Here is a 17,229-nt window from a genome sequence, read left to right as displayed (position 1 = left end):
CGGATTTTTATGTGATGACACACCCACTAGATTTGTTTCCACGCACCCGCTTTCGATGAACCCAGCACCGCATCGATGATCTGCGCCGAACGATAACCATCGTCGAAAGTCGGCAGGCCTTCGCGGGTCTCGCCGCGAATCACCGCATATGTATCGGCAACGAAGGCTTCGAAGCATTGCGCGTAGCCTTGGGCGTGACCCGCCGGCAAGGTCGCGAGACGCCTTTGCTCGGCGCTGCCGCGCGATGGATCGCGCACGAGCAGGCGCGTCGAGTCGCGCTCGCCGAGCCATAATTTTTCGGGTTCTTCCTGGTCGAACACGAGGCTTGCGTCGGCGCCATCGATTTCAAACCACAAGCGGTTCTTGCGACCTGCCGACACCTGGCTTACGGTCAGCGTTGTCAGGACGCCTGTGCTCGTGCGGAACAACGCACCGGCTATGTCCTCGGTCGTCACCACTGTTCTCGGCGCCGATGCATCTGGCGTCACCGCTGAAAAGGTCGTGACCGATCCCGCCGGCCGGTCCTTCATCGTGGTCTGGAGCGTCGCGACAACGGATTCAAAACGCTCGCCGCTGACCCATTCAACCAGGTCGCACCAATGCGAGCCGATATCGGCGAATGCGCGCGACGGGCCACCCAGCGTGGCGTCGACGCGCCAGTTGGTATCGTCGCGGCCGAGCAACCAGTCCTGCAGATAACTTCCGTGCATCAGTTGCAGCGCGCCAACCGTGCCGTCCTGCACGAGCGCGCGTGCTTCTCGAACCATAGGGTGATATCGATAAACGAAGGGGATCGCCGCCACACGCTGCGCCGAGTGCGCAGCATCTGCCAATGTTTTTGCATCGGCGAGACTGGTGGCAAGCGGCTTTTCGCAGACCACGTGCTTGCCGGCAGCGAGCGCCGCCATGGCAATCGGGTAATGCGTGGAGTTGGGCGTACAGATATGAACCACGTCGACCGACGGATCAGCGATGGCTTCCTCGACACTCGAATAGGCGCGCTCGATTCCCAGTTGCGCCGCAGCCTCCTTTGCGCGCTCCGGGCTCGACGTTGCAATGCCCTTGATCCGAGCGCCGGCCAGACGGCTCGCCCTTGAATGAACGGCGCCCATCATGCCGGCGCCGACGATTGCCACACCCGGCGCGCCCGCCAGTTTTGTCTCAGCCATTTTTTTAAACTCCATTTGGTTGACTGGGACAATACCGAGGCGCGTCTTAACCGGACATTTTGTATTATTTAATTCGATTTCCGACATAAATACTTTGCCTATCGACTTGAGAATCTCGCTTGTGGCCAATGCTCGGATTAAAGTAAGCTCGGTTCCCCGAGGTCTCAGCCGCTATGCACACCCAAAGCAATCAACCCGCTCCCTCTCGCCTCGCCACGTTCGACCGCGCTTTCCGGCTCGAAGAGTTCGAGGTTCATAGCAAGCTCGCGAGGCTGATTGCGTCGTCGCAGGGCGTGAGCCGCGCGGACCTTGCGCGCAATACCGGGTTCGCGCGCTCGACCGTCTCTCAGTTGATCCAGCCGCTGATCGAATGCGATCTCGTGAAGGAGCAGGCGCAAAGCGCATCGGCGAGAGGACGTCCCGGAACCATGCTCGTGCTCAATCCGCGCGCCGGCGTGATCCTAGTGGCGGACATGGGGGCGACGCACGGGCGTCTCGTGATCTCGGATCTCGCGCAACGGCGGCTTGCCGAGCGGGTCTTTGGCGTCGATGTTTCACTTGGACCGGAGCCGGTCCTCGAATCGATCATCGAGCAATTCCATCAATTGCTGCAGGAGCACAGGCTGCTCGATCAGTCCGTGCGCAGCGTCGTGGTCGGCTTGCCGAGTCCCGTGGATTTCAGCCGCGGCGTTTGCGTGAGGCCGCCGATCATGCCGGGTTGGGATGGCTTTCCGGTATCGGAATATTTGCAGGCGCGCCTCAAGACGCCGGTGCTGGTCGATAACGATGTGAACCTGATGGCCCTGGGCGAAGCACGCACGCGGCCTGCCAATCAATCGCCGCTGCTCTTCGCGAAGGTATCGACCGGAATCGGCTGCGGCATCATCACGTCCGAAGGCATGCTGCACCGCGGCGCCGATGGTTCCGCAGGTGACATCGGGCATATCAGGGTGCCGGGCCGCGACGATGTCGTTTGCCGTTGCGGCAATATCGGTTGCGTTGAAGCCGTTGCTTCGACCAATGCGGTGCTCGCCAACCTGCAGGCGCTGCCCGACTCCGACGCGCAAACCGTGGATGACCTCGTGCGTCTCGTTCGCTCGGGCGATCCGCAAGCGGTGCGCTTGATACGCGCGGCGGCAGAGGAAATCGGCGAGATCATCGCCATGCTCGTGCATATGTACAACCCTGCGGCCATCGTGCTTGGAGGGCGCATGGCGAGGATCAGCGACGATCTTCTCGCGGGGGTGCGTGCGGTGGTTTACCGAAGAGCGTTGCCGCTTGCCACGCGCAGCCTGCTGATCCAGAACACGGCGCTGAATCAATATGCCGGAGCGATTGGCGGCACTGTGCTCGGAATCGAAAGCGCGCTTTCGTCGAAGGGCATTGCTTCCATCCTGCATCCGCTGCATGGCTGAACGGCTGAAACGCTGAAAGGCGGCGCTCGGGTCTGACGCCCGCTCCCTTCACGGAAGTGAAAAAGACAGTAACAGCGACTGTCAATTTCCCCACGGTTCTGCAAACATGGCGGCCCGTCTTCCAGGCAGTATCGTTCCAATGGCATCAAGCAAAGCACATCACGCCACCGGCTTCGCGGCCGGCGTCATGACGGCGAGTATCGTCGCTCACAGCGGCACCGTCGGGCCGTTTCACGTGTGGGTCTTGCTGAGTTTCATGGCTGCGGTTGCGGGCGGCACTGCCCCCGACTGGCTGGAAGTGGCGTGGTGGTCACGCACGCGCCGCCTGTGGATCACGCACCGTACTGTGACCCATTGGGGTATCGGCTGGATTGCGCTGCTGGCGGTCTCGTACCATTGGCTCGGGCATGACCGGCTCGCCGCGCCGGCATTTGGATTCGCGTGCGGCGGCCTGACGCATCTGCTCGCCGACTGGCCCAATCCGCTCGGCGTTCCGTGGATCGCCTCGCGTCATTCGCTCAACTGGTGGAATAGCGGACACTGCGACCTGCTGGTGGTCGGCGCGTCGTGGACCGCAGCGTGGTTTATTGCAGGCCACGTCGGGCTGCACGACATTCACGGTCTCTCGCATCTGACGCACAGGCTGGCGCGCTAAAACAACTCCTGCTACGAAGCCTCCTTCTAAAACCGCCACATCGTCGTGTGGCTGATTCCGAGTTGCTTGGCCGCGATGCTGCACCGCTCGCAAAACGACGGCAGCTAGAAATGCAGGATCGGGCCAACGCGCCCTCAGCTTCACACGCGCTTTGAGTTGAATCAGTTGAACAATGAATCGCAGACTCAGATCGGGTCCTGAGGTGCCATGAGCAGCAAGCCTTAAGACGCTTTGCCGCCCCCCTCCGGGGGTTCTTGCTCTACGCGTCCTGCAAAGGCCAATCATCATGTTCGGCCGCGGAACTGCACCAAAGGTGGCACTGGAAAGTATCGTCCCTGGGCTCGCGCGCAAAGAGAATATACAGCCCGAGCACACGCGCATCACATATTTGCCCCCAGTAGCGGCCATTGTTCAACTGGTGCGCGATGGATCGCGTGCTCAGCTTATTCCCACTGGATCAAGAAAGATTTTTTGGAAAGCCTTTGAGTTTTGGATCCTGTGTGGATTTTCAAAAAGGCAAATCGAAAGCCCGAGCTAACTGCCATTCGGCACGAAGCGGGTCGGCGCATTGCTTATAAGCGGCACGCTACGCACCATTCTTGCTTTCCATGTGCGCAAAAATCTGCTTCCAGATCGACACCTCGTCGGTGACGACAAATTCTGTCATTACCTTGTCTTTCGTGAGATTCGCGTGCGACATGCCCATGACGAAAACAGGCGCGCCGGTCGGTTCTCCAAAATGTCCGAAGCCGCAATGCGTGCCCGTGAGCGACCAGCGCACCGCAACCCTTACTGGCTGCTCAGGATTGCGGTTCACCCGTGCGCTTTCTACTTTGAGCACCGCATCGGGAAATGATGCGAGATAACCAAGCGCGAATGTATCGATATCGCCATGCCCGTAGAGTACGTCCCCACCGGGTGCATGAAACGCGGCGCCGTGGAAATACATGTCGCGAATCACGGCGGTTTCCTTGTCGTGCCAAAGACGTTGCATGCCGCCGAGATAACGGTGAACGGTTTCGTCGTCGCTTTGCACGGTTGCCTTATAGCGGCTCGGCTTGTCGTGCTCAGGCGTGAAGAAGGAAATCGGCACGCCCTGCTGCAATTCCCGGTCGGTCATGCTGCGGGCGAGCGCGCGCGCACTTGTGCCCAGGCACCGCGCGAAAGCAGCCTGGTCCCGCACGAGCCACTCCTCGATCACGACTTGATCCCGTACCCAGCAATCCGCGATGATCCGGCTGCGAACCATGCGTCCCTCGGCGCGGCCGAGAACGCCGTCGCCGGTATGACGCATCACGGAGGTCAACCTATGCGACGAAAGAAACGTGCCGTCGCCATACGGCGTCCAGATCACATCCTCGCCAACGAGCTGGCGGTCAGGGAACTGATGCAGCGTCTGCAGCGTCTGCGCCGTGACACCTTTGTTGCTTCCGGTGAATCCGGTCGCGGCGCGCAGCAGGATATCGGGCGCGTAATGCTTGTCGAGCTTCCCGCCGATTCCCCGGTCCTCCCAGATTTCACGCGTGATTCCATAAATGAAGTCCGGGACATCCTTGTACGACCCTAGGTCAAAGCTCACCTTATGCTCCTCTCAATTGAAAACCCAAAAAGCTCGCCCACGCTTAGAAACGATGCCGGATGCCGGCTACCACGGCAAGCTGCTTGTCGGTGGAGGAAGCCGATGTAAAGGCAAGCTGCGCAACGGCCGGCCCACCCACGGAATTGGTCCCACTGGCGTTCTGACCATACGCCCACACATACACATCCGTGCGCTTCGAAAGACTATATGTCGTTCCGATATCGATCTGGCGATAAATCGCGCCGGGTGCACCACCCGTCGAATTCACACGTGTGTAGATAAACGCAGTGCCCGCACTGAATGCCGGCGTGAAATGGTAAAGGTAGTTGATTTCGCCGGTATTCAAGACGCCGGTACCGGAATACCCTTCGGGATTTGGCCCCGAACCGCTGCCCAGCTTGCCAAAGTCGACGTTGCTGAAAGTCCCGCCAATCGTCGAGTTTCCGAACGTGTATGAGGCGCCGAGCGCGCTGATTTGCAGGCTTTTCGCCGATACGAAACCGGAGTAGCTCAACCCCGACACGGTCACGCCGGTAGTGGTGTTCGTTCCGTCGTACACAGATGTATTTGGATGATCGATATGCGAATACGACGCCGCAGCCGCAAAACCGCCGATTGTGTAAGTGATGCCGGCGCCGTACGTGCTGTTGTTGGTGACCGACCCGGGCGTGCCTCCGAATGAGTACACCGCACCGACAGTCAATCCGTGATACGGGTTGCTGACGAACTTGACGGCGTTGTTCAAGCGAAAGCTGGCGTTCATGTTGTTGTTGTCGCCGGGCTGCGTGCCGGGACCGCCCGACCATGCATAACCCGATTCGAACGGCCCCACGAAGGTCGTTTCGAAATCATATTGACGACCCAGCGTGACTGCGCCGTAAGGCGTCGAAATGCCTACCCACGACTGGCGGCCGAACAGACGGCCGTTCTGCCCGAGCTTGCCGGTGTTTGCGTTGAAGCCGTTCTCCAGCTGGAAGATGGCCGCATATCCGCTGCCAAGGTCCTCACGCCCCCTGAAGCCAAAACGCGAAGCGCTCAATGTTCCGCTGGCCAGTTGATAAGCGTGGCCGCCCGCCTGGTTCGTCGTGTACTGGAAGGCTTCGTCGATAATGCCGTACAACGTCACATTGCTTTGTGCATGAGCGCTGATAGCAGCGCAACAGCAGGCAATAGATAAAAGCGCGCGGGTCGGTTTCATTTCACGTGGCTCGTAAAGGTCGTGTTGACGTGCGGAATGTCTTGCGTGGGTTCGGGTATCGGCGCCAAAAAGACACTGACGCCTCAACAGTTGATCTCTCAGCGTATTTTTTATATCGGTTTCCTAACTAATAAGTAATCTATTACTCTCGGCGATCAATCTCCATCAAACGGCTAGGGAATCATTCTCAGCAGCCATTGCTGCATGGCTTGATTACATGCATCGGATGACTCGAGCGTTGCAAAATGGCCGCATCGTGCAATGAACACCGTGCTCGCTTGCGCAAGCTCTTGCGCCATCTCGTCCTGCCGGTCGCGCGGCGTCAACACGTCCGAATCACCGCAAATCAATAGAACGGGCACGGTTATCGATTTCAGCATCGGCCTTGAATCCGGACGATCGCTTGCATAGCGCGACTGGTTCGCAAAGTTCGCCGCGCTCGAATGCGCCATCGCCCTGATCAGAGCGGTCAATTCACCACGGTGCCCACATTCAGGCGAAAAGTAATCGGGCAACAGAGACTCATCCAGAACACTTTCCAGCTCGCCTGCATCGACCCGTTCAACCAGTTTCCGGCGTTTCTCCCGGCTTGATTCCGGATCGGGTCGTGCATTGGCCGACACAAGGATCAAGCCGGCCACACGATCCGGCGCCTGTCTGTAAAGCTCCAGCGCAACAATTCCACCGAGTGAGAACCCGCCCAGCACGAACCGCGGCGGGAGTATCGCAAGATACGAGGCCACCTCGGCCTCCATGGTTCGCTCGCTGCCCAACTCGCATACGACGACTGGCCGCTGCACCGACAACGCGTCGACCTGTGCACGCCAGACACGCGCGTCGCACAGTGTTCCCGGTAGCAAGACAAGCGGAATGGCGGCCATTGCCCTGTTCCTTCGGCGAGTTTCAGTAGCCGCTGCGGGCTGTCGCACCGCCCGCGCCGCGCGCTGCCAGAAGGCGCGACGTGCTTGCGACTGCAAGCGCGTTGGCATCATTGCCAGGTGTCACTAGATGAAACCCCTCCTCCAGCCGGCTGTGCGCCGCGGCGCCGTCGCTGCAGAATATGCCGGCAAGCAGGCCGCGATCACGAGCGCCGCGGAGGATCTGCCCGATCACCTCTTCCAGCCTCGCGTTCGTTTGCATGCCGGGTTTCATGCCAAGGCTCAACGCAAGATCGTTCGGGCCGATGTAGATACCGTCGAGGCCGGGTGTATCGAGGATTGCATCGAGTTGATCGAGCGCTTGCTGCGATTCGATCATGGCAAGCGTCAGGACAGTGTCGTTAGCGCAACTGAAATAATCAGGTCCGCCATAAAGCAGTCCGCGCGCCGGACCAAACGAGCGCTGCCCGACGTCCGGATAGCGGCATGCAGAAACGAATTGGCGCGCCATCTCGGGGTATCGATGGAAGGACAGATCACGCCGTAGGCGCCTGCATCGAGCAGCTTCATGATCTCCGGCGGATTGAGCGAAGGACAGCGGACCAGAGGTGTTGCAGGCGTGATGCTGACCGCTTGCAACATGGTCAACGCAGATTCGAAACCCATCATCCCGTGCTGCAGGTCGACTGTCACCGAATCGAATCCTTGGGACGCCACGACTTCCGCCGCATAACTGCTCGGGATGGAAAGCCATGCATTGACGATGGGTTCGCCTGCGAGGAACTTCTGTTTGACTAAGTTGGGACGCATGGTGACTCGTTCTCCTGGTTCAAGCTTCAAGCTTGTGCAACTGAATTGGGGGCAGCCCCGACCGTCAGCCGGTTTTGATGCGCTCGCCGGTCGTGCCGTCGAACCAGAACATCTTCGATGGCTCTGGCCGCACGATGATCCGGTCGCCGTCGGTGTATCGAATGGATTTGTCGCCTTTGACCACAAAGTGCTGGCCGGCAAGTTTCAGCGTGATGAGGGTGACGTCGCCGAGCAGTTCGAACGCGAAGATATCTGCTGAAAGAGCGCCTGGCTGATCGCCCGTGCCGACCATCACGTCTTCCGGGCGCACGCCCAGATAAAGCGGCCCGTTGCGTGGAGGCGCGATGGGAAAAGCAAGCCCGTCCGACATGACAAACTGACCACCCCTGCCTTCCCCGCGGAGCAAATTCATGGCCGGCGAGCCGATAAAACCCGCGACGAACGCATTGGCCGGTTCGTTGTAGATTTTCTCGGGCGCGTCGATCTGCTGAAGCACGCCCTCCTTCATGATCGCGACGCGCGAGGCGAGTGTCATCGCTTCAACCTGATCGTGCGTGACGTACACCGTCGTGACGGCAAGCTCGCGGGCGAGGTGCTTGAGCTCCGCGCGCATCGACCCGCGCAGCTTGGCATCCAGATTCGACAGCGGTTCGTCCATCAGGAAAACGCGCGGCCGCCGCACGATGGAACGCGCAAGCGCCACACGTTGACGCTGACCGCCGGATAACGCCACCGGACGGCGCGTGAGCAACTGGCCGAGTTCGACCCGGTCCGCCGCACGCCTGACTTCGCGATCGCGCTGCTCGCCGGTCACACCCCGCAGCTTGAGCGGATACCCAATATTGTCGTACACGCTCATGTGCGGATACAGACCGTAGTTCTGAAATACCATCGATACATCGCGTTGCCGTGGCGGCACGCCGTTCATGCGCTCGCCGTCGAACATCAGGTCGCCGCCGGTGGGATCTTCGAGGCCCGCGATCATGCGCATGGTCGTGGTCTTGCCGCAGCCGGACGGTCCGAGCAGCACGAGGAACTCCCCTTCGGCAATACTCAGGTTCAAGTCCTTGACGGCGTGAAAGCCACCCCAGTTCTTGTTGATGCGATTCAATGTGACCGTAGTCATGAACGTCGCCTTAAATAAAGAGTTGGAGCACGGATCAGCGGACAGCGCCGGCCGTCGTACCGCGAATCAGATAGCGCTGCATGAACGAAGCGAACAGGAACATCGGCAGCATGATCAGAATGCCGGTGGCGGAAAGCAGCTGCCACAGATCGCCCTCTTCGCGGTTGAACAGGCTCATGGCGACTGGCAGCGTGACTGCATCTTCCGAAGTCAGGATCACGGCGATGATGAAATCGTTCCACGACAAGATGAAGCAGAAGATGCCCGCTGTGACAATGCCCGGCAGCGCGATCGGCATGATCATCTGGTAGAGGACCTGAAGACGGGTCGCACCGTCTATCAGCGCGGACTCTTCAATATCGATCGGAATCTGATCGATGAAACCCTTGATCATCCAGATTGCGAACGGCATGACGAGCGCGGTTTGCACCACGATCAACGCCAAGCGCGTGTCGTAGAGTCCGAGATCGCGGAACATGAGGAAGAACGGCAACACGATCACCACTGGCGGCAGGAACTGCGTGGCGAGCACGGCAACCAGCATCGACTTGTGCGCGAAGAGCCTGAAGCGCGAGAACGAGTACGCGGCGGCAGTCGCGATCGGCAGCGTGATGACGACCGTGCTCATGGAAACAATGATCGAGTTGATCAGTTTGTCCTGCACGCGAAACGGCTCGCGCATGATCTCGAAGAAATTGCCGATGGTCGGCGTGAACGTCACGCGCAACTTGTAGATATCCACGTAGTGCTTGAACGCGGCGGACAAGATCCAGAGCAGCGGCAACACGATCACCACGAACAGCAGGGCCATTGCAACGCCGCGTCCAAACCAGCCCAGCGAAGCGCGAAATCTGTGCGGTGCGGTGTAGCCGGCGGGGGATGCGGATTGCGTATGCGGCAACATGTCGGGAATGGATTTCGAGTTCATGTCGTTCCTTATTTCCCACGCTGTGAAAGACGGACATACAGCACGGTCAACGCCATCATCGGTATGACGAGGAGCCAGCCGAGCGCCGACGCATAACCCATGTTCAGGTACTTGAAGCCCTGGAAATAGATGAAGTGCGTGAGTGTCTGCGTTGCCTGCCCGGGACCGCCATTCGTGATCATCACGACCTGGTCGAATACTTTCATTGCGAAGATGGCCTTGAGGACCATGGCAACGGCCAGAACCGGCCACAACTGCGGCAGCGTAATCGAGAAAAACACTTGAAGCGGGGTTGCGCCGTCTATCTCGGCCGCTTCCTGGCTTTCCTTCGGCACCGACGCGAGCGCGCCAATGAAGATGAGCGCAAAGTAAGGCGTCCAGTGCCACACATCGCTGGATAAAACCAGCCAGAACGCCGCGGTTGCGTTGCCAAGAATGTCGATATCCTTCAGATGCAATGCGCGGCTGATTGCGCCGGCCACGCCGAAGTCGGCGTTTGCCATGAAACGCCAGAGCGCGCCGATCAACGCGGGGCTCATGGCGAACGGCAGGATCAGCATGGAGCGCAAGACCGCGCGAACCAGACCGCCGCGAAACAGCAGTACGGCGATTGCGAGCGCGAACCCGACGGTCAGCACCACGGAGGCCACCGTGAAACGCGCGGTGACCCACGCCGAATTCCACATTGACGGGTCGGTGAGAGCACGCGTGTAGTTATCAAAGAGATAACCAATTTGCGAGAAGCCGTCGGAGGGCAACCATAAGGACTTCGATTCATTCGCGCGGCCTAGATTCCAGTCGCGAAAGCTGAGATAGAAGGTCGTGACCAGCGGATAAAGCGCCGTGCCGAGCACGATCAGCAATCCCGGCGCAACCATTCCATACTTGGCGATACGTTCAGACATGACACATGTTCCTCAAGTGGACCCGTTCTGCTCGAGATCTAACGAAGCGCGCGCTGCACGACATGATTCGCGCGCTGCGCTGCCGTATTCATGAGTGCATCGACGTCGCCTCCGGACGCCGCCTGGTTGATCGCCACCGAAGCAAGATCTGCGACCTCCGGCCAGTAGACGACTTCGGGCATCGGCGCGGCATTGCCTTCGAGCGCCGCTTTGGCCGCCAGCAAGATGTGGTCGTTTGCTGCATTGACCTGGGGGTCGCCCATGCTCGACCAGCGGTTCACCACACTGTTCACAACGGCAAATCCATTGACGTTGCGCTCGATCGCATTGCGTTTGTCCAGATCGGAATTCGTGACCCATTTGAGGAACTCCCACGACGCGTCCTTGTGCTTCGAGTAAGCCGAGATGGAAACCGGCATCACGTTGATCACTGTGCTCGGCGGATCGCCCGCCTTGTAGGCCGGCATGGGCGCAAAGCCAACCTGATCCTTCGTGAGCGTCGAGTCTTTAGGATTGGTGGCGGCTGAATAAGCCCATTGCCAGATTGGCAGCACCGCGCTTCTGCCCTGCTGGAAGGCGACGCGGCTGTCTTGTTCCACATTCGACGTCGCGCCCGCCCCGCACAGGTTGTTCTTGGTCATCAGGCCGACGTACTCGCGCGTGGCTTCCATGGCTTTTGGCGAGGTCCATGCCGGATAGCCCCTGTCATCGAGAATCCGGCCACCCGCGCCGCGCACGAAATCGGCCCATGCAAACAGGTTCTGGCGGTTGCCATCCGCGCCGTAGTAACAACCGAGCGGCGCAACATCCGGGAAGGCTGCACGAATCTTCGGGCCCGCATCGATCAGGTCTTGCCAGGTCTTTGGCGGCTTCAACCCGAGCTTCGCAAAGATGTCCTTGCGGTACAGCATCATTTGCACGTTGCTGCGTAACGGCAGTCCGTTGAGTTTGCCGTTGATGGTGAGGGCTTCGAGAAATGCGGGCGGATAGTCGTTGAGGTCGAGCTTGTCGCGCGCAATGTAATCGTTGAGGGGCATCAACCAGTATGCGTAGGACGCGCCCCACTGATCCAGATAGTTCACCACGTCGAAGTTGCCGTTCGCGGCTACGCCCACGCTCGTGACTTTTTCCTGCAGCGCCTTGAACGGCACGAAGGACCACTTCACTTCTATGCCGGTCAAGTCGGTGAATTCCTGTGTGCGTTTTTGCAGCGCAGTGAACTGCGGAGTCGATACCGCCATGACCTTGATCGACTGCCCTGCGTACGGTCTGCCGGCTTTTAGTCCGTAGGGTGCGGGCTCACCGGCTGCCGCGGCCGTCGTCACGACACCGGTGACGGTAATCGCGACATAAAAGGCAGCACAGGCAAATCGATGAAACATGATCGTCGCTCCATTGATGCGTTCGGGGCCTTAACCAGACATTGGCCGGGCGTTGACCGGGCCTTGATTTACTGCTCGTTCTTGCACGGGAACAAATTTGCGCCGGTCAATTTGTTCTGTCTAATATATTATTCATTGGAGTTTCATACGTTTTAGGAATGAAACATGATCGACTTGCGCCAGCTTCGTTATTTCGTCGTGCTCTCGGAAGAGCTCAATTTTGGGCGCGCGGCCGCGCGCCTCCACATCACGCAGCCGCCTCTCAGCCAGCAGATCATGCAGTTGGAGGCGAGCCTGGATACGGCGCTCTTCATTCGCGGCAAACGCCCGCTCAGGCTGACTCACGCAGGTGTCGAGCTGCTCTCGGGCGCGCGCCGGCTGCTGGCTCAGGCAGACGTCGTTATCGAGCATGCGAAGCTTGCCGGCCGGGGCGAACGAGGCCGCCTCGGGATCGCTTTCGTGGCAGGCGCACTGCCTCAGCTCTTGCCTCAATGCATTGGCGCCTATCGCACACGGCATCCCGACATACGCCTCGAACTGCGGGAAGGCGTGACGCAAAGGCAGCGCGAAGCGATCCTCGCGGGGGAGATGGACATAGGGTTCGTGCGGCCGATCGGCAATGACAGCGGCGAACTCTCCACGCGCACGCTGATCCGCGAACCCATGATGCTGGCGCTCGGCGAATACCATCCGCTGGCGCACCTCGAACGCGTGCCAGTCGAAGCACTGGCAGCCGAACCGTTCATTCTTTTCAGCCGCAAGGACGCGTTCTACTTCCACAAGATCGTCTCGGACATTCTTCACGAAGCCGAGGTCGTGCCCGAGATCGTGCAGGACGCAACCCAGCTCTACACGGTCGTGGCGCTGGTATCGAGCGGCGTGGGGCTTGCGATCGTTCCGGCGTCCGCGAGGCACATGCGGTTCCCGGGCGTCGCCTTCCGGCCACTCGATATCGACAAACCCGTCAGCGCCGTCCTGGACCTGATCTGGCGATCCGACGACGATCATCCTGCGTTGATGAATTTCATCGGCATTGCGGTGGCGCAAGCTGCGCAATATCTCGAAACCGACATCTCCTGACGTTCGGGCCAGCACGCCAATTCATCGATGAACTTGCTCTTTCCGCCTGTTATGCATTAGCCTATGCATTCGAATGCATAAAATCGCGAAGAACAGGAATGGAGAAGTGAACATGAGTGAAGCAAAGACGCTCGACCAGGCCGCGGCGAAGAGCCGGCTGGTTCTCAGATCGAACATGGTGGCGTGCAAGGTCGCGTTCATTGACTGCAAGATGAAAGGGTCCGAGCGCAAGGAAAATTATTCGCTGATCGGGGCAGGTGTGTCGCAAAGCGAAGACCAGGTGGTCAATCTGCGCGAACCACATGGCTTCAGTCTTGGCGTTGCGGCCATGCCGCCCGGTGTCGTGAACAATCTCCATGTGCATTACACGGCAGAGGTCTTCATGATTTTCAGCGGCCGCTGGCTATTCCGGTGGGGTGCGAATGGAGACGAAGGCACCGTGATCGGCGAGCCCGGCGACGTACTGAGCATCCCTACCTGGATCTTTCGCGGCTTCAGCAATATTGGCAATGACGACGGCTGGATTTTTTCGGCGCTTGGCGGCGATGACACCGGAGGCATCATCTGGCATCCATCGATCCTCGAACAGGCGGCGCGACACGGGCTTTACCTGACCAAGGAAAATCTCCTTGTCGACACCAGCAACGGCACAGCGAAGCCTGCAGACGATGCGCTGCTCGAGCCCATCGACCAGGAGACAGCCGAGAGCCTGCGTCACTATTCGCCCGATGAAATGCGCAAGCGCATGGTCACGGTCGCCGACCGGAAATGGTCGCGGCATGCCCTTCTCGGCAGTGTGCTGCCGGGCCATCGCGCAGAGGTCGCAAGTATCGTGGGCTTCGGCATCACGCAGGACCGCAACCAGCAGGCCGACATTCTCTATCCACACGGGTTTTCCATCGACTGGTTGCGGATCGATCCGGGGCAGGAGATCGGGACTCATCGCGTGGATGCCAAGCAGGTCCTGATCGTATTCGACGGTGAAGCCGAATTGATCCTGAACGAGGGCGCCGACAAGACGCCCGTTACCGTGCCGCGCCAGGCCTTGTACTCGGTGCCGGCGAACGTCTGGCGCTCCGTCAGATCTGTTGGCGACACACCGCTGCTTGTGGCGGTCATGACGACGGGCGACCAGAAGAAGCACATCGTATGGTCTCCGGCGATCGTCGCGGCGGCGGCCCAAGAGGGGTTCGGCGTCGACCATAACGGCTATGTGGCGCCGCTGCGCCTGTTACCGTACGAGACTCAGCAAGCTGTCGCTGCAATCAGCCTGACGGCCTGAGCGGGGCGGCCCGGTTAGAATCGCACTTTTGACCGCGAAGTCATTCGGTATCTCGCCAGGTCAGTGATTCAGCTCCGTCCAACACCCACGCCATGCCGCCAATAGACACCGCCTTGCCCCGCCCTGCCCGCGCGACGTCCTACGACGTTGCGCTCGCTGCGGGCGTGGCGCAATCGACCGTATCGCGGTGCTTCCAGAAAGACAGTCCTATCTCCCCGGACACACGTGCGCACGTGCTCGCTATCGCGGAAGAGCTCAACTATCGGCCAAACGCGCTGGCGCGATCGCTCATTCTCGGGCGCTCCGAGGCGGTTGGCGTCATCGTCACGAAATACACACTGCGATACAACCCCGATGTCTTGTTTGCACTAGGCGAGGCGTTGGCTGCGGCAAACTCGAAGTTGCTGCTTATCACGGTCGAGAGCGACCAGGCGGTTCATGACACGCTCGGCCGTGCGCTGGATTTTCCACTCGATGGACTCATCTCCTGCGCCGACCTTTCGGCCGCCGACATCAGGGCCTTCCAGCGACACGACGTGCCTGTCGTGCTCTTCAACAGGCATTCCACGGCGCGGCGCGTGGATAGTGTCGCAACAGACAATGCGAACGCGTCGAAGCGCATCGCCGCAGCATTGCGTAAAGCGGGACACAGCCGCTTTCTATGCATTGGCGGTCCGGAAGATGCGCCCGTGAGCCGTGCGCGAATCGATGCTTTTGTTGAAGAAGCACAGCGTCTGGGCGCAAGGCAGATCGTTTCGCTGCATACCGACTTCTCTTATGAGGAGGGAAGCGCAGCGACGGCCGCCGCTTTCAAAAGAGCGAATGGAAACATCGACGCGGTCTTTTGCGCGAACGACCAGATTGCCCTCGGCGCGCTCGATGCATGCCGATTCGATCTCGGCCTGAGTGTTCCCAAGGACATATCGATCGTCGGCTTCGACGACGTGCCCGATGCGTCGCGTCCCACTTATATGCTGACCACGGTTCGTCAAGACGTTCGGCAACTCGCGAGCGAGGCCGTCCGCATGCTGGCGCTCCGGCTCGCAGCTCCATCGCGGCGCGCCTGCACGGTCATCGTACCCAGCAAGTTGATCGAACGTGGATCCGCGAATCTCTTCAGCGCAGATCGGATCAGCAGCGCGGATGTCCGCTGAAACGGCACAAACCGCGCCCTATCGAATTGCCCGCGCCACCGTCTGCAACTGCGTGAAGGCCTGGAATCTGGTCTCGTGCAGGGCGGCGAGATCTCCCGCCGCCGGCTCATAGGTCGTGCTGATCTGCGACATGCTTCTCATCGCCGAGCGCACATTGGCGAACTGGCCGCCAGCCACACCGCCCAGAATCGCGGCGCCCAGCAAAACAGGTTCGTCCGCCTCCGTGGCAAGCACAGGCTTGCCGGTGGTGTCAGCAAGCAGTTGCCGGACGAGGTCGAGGCGCCCCGCGCCACCGCTGATCGTCACTCGCTCGATCGGCGCACCGGCCGCAGCCTGAACTTCGATGATCTGGCGAAGACCGTATCCAATGCTGCAAATCCCTGCTATGTACAGCGCGACCAGGCTGTCCAGATCGTGGTCCATGCCGAGGCCCGCGATCACCGCTCTGGCGTTCGGGTCGGCAAAGGGCGCCCGATTTCCCAGGAACTCGGGAACGATATGCAACCCCGTCGCCAGCATCACCGTAGCGGATGAACTGGCCGATGCCGCCACCGCAAGACCTGCCAGCATGACCGGCAAGGATTGGCCCGCCTGCTCCGCGCGCTTGCGTGCGTCGGGCGTTGCGGGGTGCATCGACAGCAATTGTTCGATGGCCGCCCCGGCTACCGACTGGCCGCCTTCGTTGAGCCACGTTTCGGGCACCATTGCCGAGAAATAGGGGCCCCACACGCCGGGCACGAAGACCGGCTCGCGGGTCGTGGTCATCGTGCACGACGACGTACCGAAGACGTAGGCCAGGCACGACTCGATTTCACCTTCGGCGCCGACCGTGCCAATTCCACCGGCATGGGCATCGATCACTCCGGTCGCAACCGGCGTTCCTGTGCGCAAGCCGAGCTCCGCCGCGGCGGCGTCCGTCAGCCCGCTTCCCAGCGGCGTTCCCGGATCGACCACCGTCTGGCCGATGCGCGCAAACGCTTCGTCGGCCAGCACGCCCAGACCCACGGCTTGAAAATAATTTTCATCCCAGCGCCGCTCGTGCGCCAGATAAGTCCATTTGCAAGTGACCGTGCAAGTGGATCGCGACAGATCTCCGGTCGCGCGCCAGGTCAGGAAGTCGGTCAGGTCGAAGAACTGCCACGCCGCTGCAAAGATGTGCGGCCTGTTCTCGAGCAGCCACAGCAGCTTCGGCGTTTCCATTTCCGGCGAGATCTTTCCGCCGACATACTTCAGCACCTCGTGACCGCCGGCGTTGATGCGCTCCGCCTGATCCAGGGCACGGTGATCCATCCACACGATGATGTCGCGCTCGGCCTGCTCCGATGGCCCCACGGGCAGCGGCCGGCCGCCTTCTCCCAGTACGACGAGCGAGCACGTGGCGTCGAAGCCGATGCCGGCGATCTCATCGGCGGATAGTGCCGACTGCGACAGCGCCTCTCTTACGGAGGTACAGACGGCCTGCCAGATCTCGCTGCTCGACTGCTCGACGATAGAACCGCTTGCATGGAACAACGAGATGTCGTGCTTCGCAGAAGCAACCATGCGCCCGGCAAGATCGAAGATGCCGGCGCGGGCACTGCCCGTACCTACATCCACGCCAATGACATAGCGCGCATTGTCTGCTGCGCCGGATTTCGGGTCTTCTGAAGTCATAGCTTACGGCCTGTC

The 17,229-nt window shown here is 60.2% G+C and carries 14 protein-coding genes and 1 pseudogene; 5 read left to right on the top strand and 10 right to left on the bottom strand.

Going from position 1 to position 17,229, the window contains the following annotated elements; genetic code table 11:
* Positions 1-26: 26 nt before the first annotated feature.
* Positions 27-1,169, bottom strand: coding sequence for a Gfo/Idh/MocA family protein (locus tag AX768_RS19045; protein ID WP_062001641.1), 1,143 nt, complete (start codon positions 1,167-1,169; stop codon positions 27-29).
* A gap of 173 nt (positions 1,170-1,342) precedes the next feature.
* On the opposite strand from AX768_RS19045, the gene AX768_RS19040 reads away from it, so the two are divergent.
* Both AX768_RS19040 and AX768_RS19035 read left to right on the top strand, forming a co-directional pair.
* Positions 1,343-2,584 carry an ROK family transcriptional regulator gene (locus AX768_RS19040; protein WP_062001640.1) on the top strand — a complete coding sequence of 414 codons (1,242 nt, stop codon included), beginning with the start codon at positions 1,343-1,345 and terminating at the stop codon, positions 2,582-2,584.
* A gap of 139 nt (positions 2,585-2,723) precedes the next feature.
* A complete protein-coding gene (locus tag AX768_RS19035; protein WP_062001639.1) occupies positions 2,724-3,239 on the top strand; it encodes a metal-dependent hydrolase in 516 nt (171 codons plus the stop codon).
* A gap of 586 nt (positions 3,240-3,825) precedes the next feature.
* On the opposite strand, the gene AX768_RS19030 is transcribed toward AX768_RS19035, so the two are convergent.
* The 8 genes and pseudogenes from AX768_RS19030 to AX768_RS18995 all read right to left on the bottom strand — a co-directional run bounded on the left by AX768_RS19030 (position 3,826) and on the right by AX768_RS18995 (position 12,045).
* Positions 3,826-4,818, bottom strand: a complete 993-nt coding sequence (locus AX768_RS19030; protein WP_062001638.1) for an ester cyclase — start codon at positions 4,816-4,818, stop codon at positions 3,826-3,828.
* A 43-nt stretch (positions 4,819-4,861) separates the two neighbouring features.
* Positions 4,862-6,016, bottom strand: a complete 1,155-nt coding sequence (locus tag AX768_RS19025) for a porin (protein WP_062001637.1) — start codon at positions 6,014-6,016, stop codon at positions 4,862-4,864.
* 173 nt (positions 6,017-6,189) lie between these two features.
* Positions 6,190-6,897, bottom strand: coding sequence for an alpha/beta fold hydrolase (locus AX768_RS19020; RefSeq protein WP_062001636.1), 708 nt, complete (start codon positions 6,895-6,897; stop codon positions 6,190-6,192).
* A gap of 22 nt (positions 6,898-6,919) precedes the next feature.
* Positions 6,920-7,704, bottom strand: a pseudogene (locus AX768_RS19015) (HpcH/HpaI aldolase family protein).
* A 64-nt stretch (positions 7,705-7,768) separates the two neighbouring features.
* A complete protein-coding gene (locus AX768_RS19010) occupies positions 7,769-8,830 on the bottom strand; it encodes an ABC transporter ATP-binding protein (RefSeq protein WP_062001635.1) in 1,062 nt (353 codons plus the stop codon).
* Between the two features lie 34 nt (positions 8,831-8,864).
* Positions 8,865-9,758 carry a carbohydrate ABC transporter permease gene (locus tag AX768_RS19005; protein ID WP_197672672.1) on the bottom strand — a complete coding sequence of 298 codons (894 nt, stop codon included), beginning with the start codon at positions 9,756-9,758 and terminating at the stop codon, positions 8,865-8,867.
* A gap of 8 nt (positions 9,759-9,766) precedes the next feature.
* Complete coding sequence (locus AX768_RS19000) at positions 9,767-10,663, bottom strand: carbohydrate ABC transporter permease (RefSeq protein WP_082778934.1); 897 nt, start codon at positions 10,661-10,663, stop codon at positions 9,767-9,769.
* 38 nt (positions 10,664-10,701) lie between these two features.
* Positions 10,702-12,045, bottom strand: coding sequence for an ABC transporter substrate-binding protein (locus tag AX768_RS18995; protein ID WP_062001633.1), 1,344 nt, complete (start codon positions 12,043-12,045; stop codon positions 10,702-10,704).
* Between the two features lie 165 nt (positions 12,046-12,210).
* On the opposite strand from AX768_RS18995, the gene AX768_RS18990 reads away from it, so the two are divergent.
* The 3 genes from AX768_RS18990 to AX768_RS18980 all read left to right on the top strand — a co-directional run bounded on the left by AX768_RS18990 (position 12,211) and on the right by AX768_RS18980 (position 15,561).
* The gene (locus tag AX768_RS18990) at positions 12,211-13,125 is read left to right on the top strand and encodes a LysR substrate-binding domain-containing protein (RefSeq protein ID WP_062001632.1); all 915 of its coding nucleotides are present in this window, start codon (positions 12,211-12,213) and stop codon (positions 13,123-13,125) included.
* Between the two features lie 112 nt (positions 13,126-13,237).
* The gene (locus AX768_RS18985; RefSeq protein WP_062002334.1) at positions 13,238-14,407 is read left to right on the top strand and encodes a cupin domain-containing protein; all 1,170 of its coding nucleotides are present in this window, start codon (positions 13,238-13,240) and stop codon (positions 14,405-14,407) included.
* A gap of 113 nt (positions 14,408-14,520) precedes the next feature.
* A complete protein-coding gene (locus tag AX768_RS18980) occupies positions 14,521-15,561 on the top strand; it encodes a LacI family DNA-binding transcriptional regulator (protein WP_162916250.1) in 1,041 nt (346 codons plus the stop codon).
* Positions 15,562-15,579: 18 nt separating this feature from the next.
* Here AX768_RS18980 and AX768_RS18975 read toward each other — a convergent pair whose 3' ends face one another.
* A complete protein-coding gene (locus AX768_RS18975) occupies positions 15,580-17,214 on the bottom strand; it encodes an FGGY-family carbohydrate kinase (protein ID WP_062001630.1) in 1,635 nt (544 codons plus the stop codon).
* Positions 17,215-17,229: the final 15 nt, after the last annotated feature.

The sequence above is a fragment of the Burkholderia sp. PAMC 28687 genome, assembly GCF_001577465.1.
Lineage (GTDB): Bacteria > Pseudomonadota > Gammaproteobacteria > Burkholderiales > Burkholderiaceae > Caballeronia.
The sequence above is the reverse complement of the archived record's forward strand: the minus strand, read 5'-3'. Positions and strand labels throughout refer to the sequence as shown.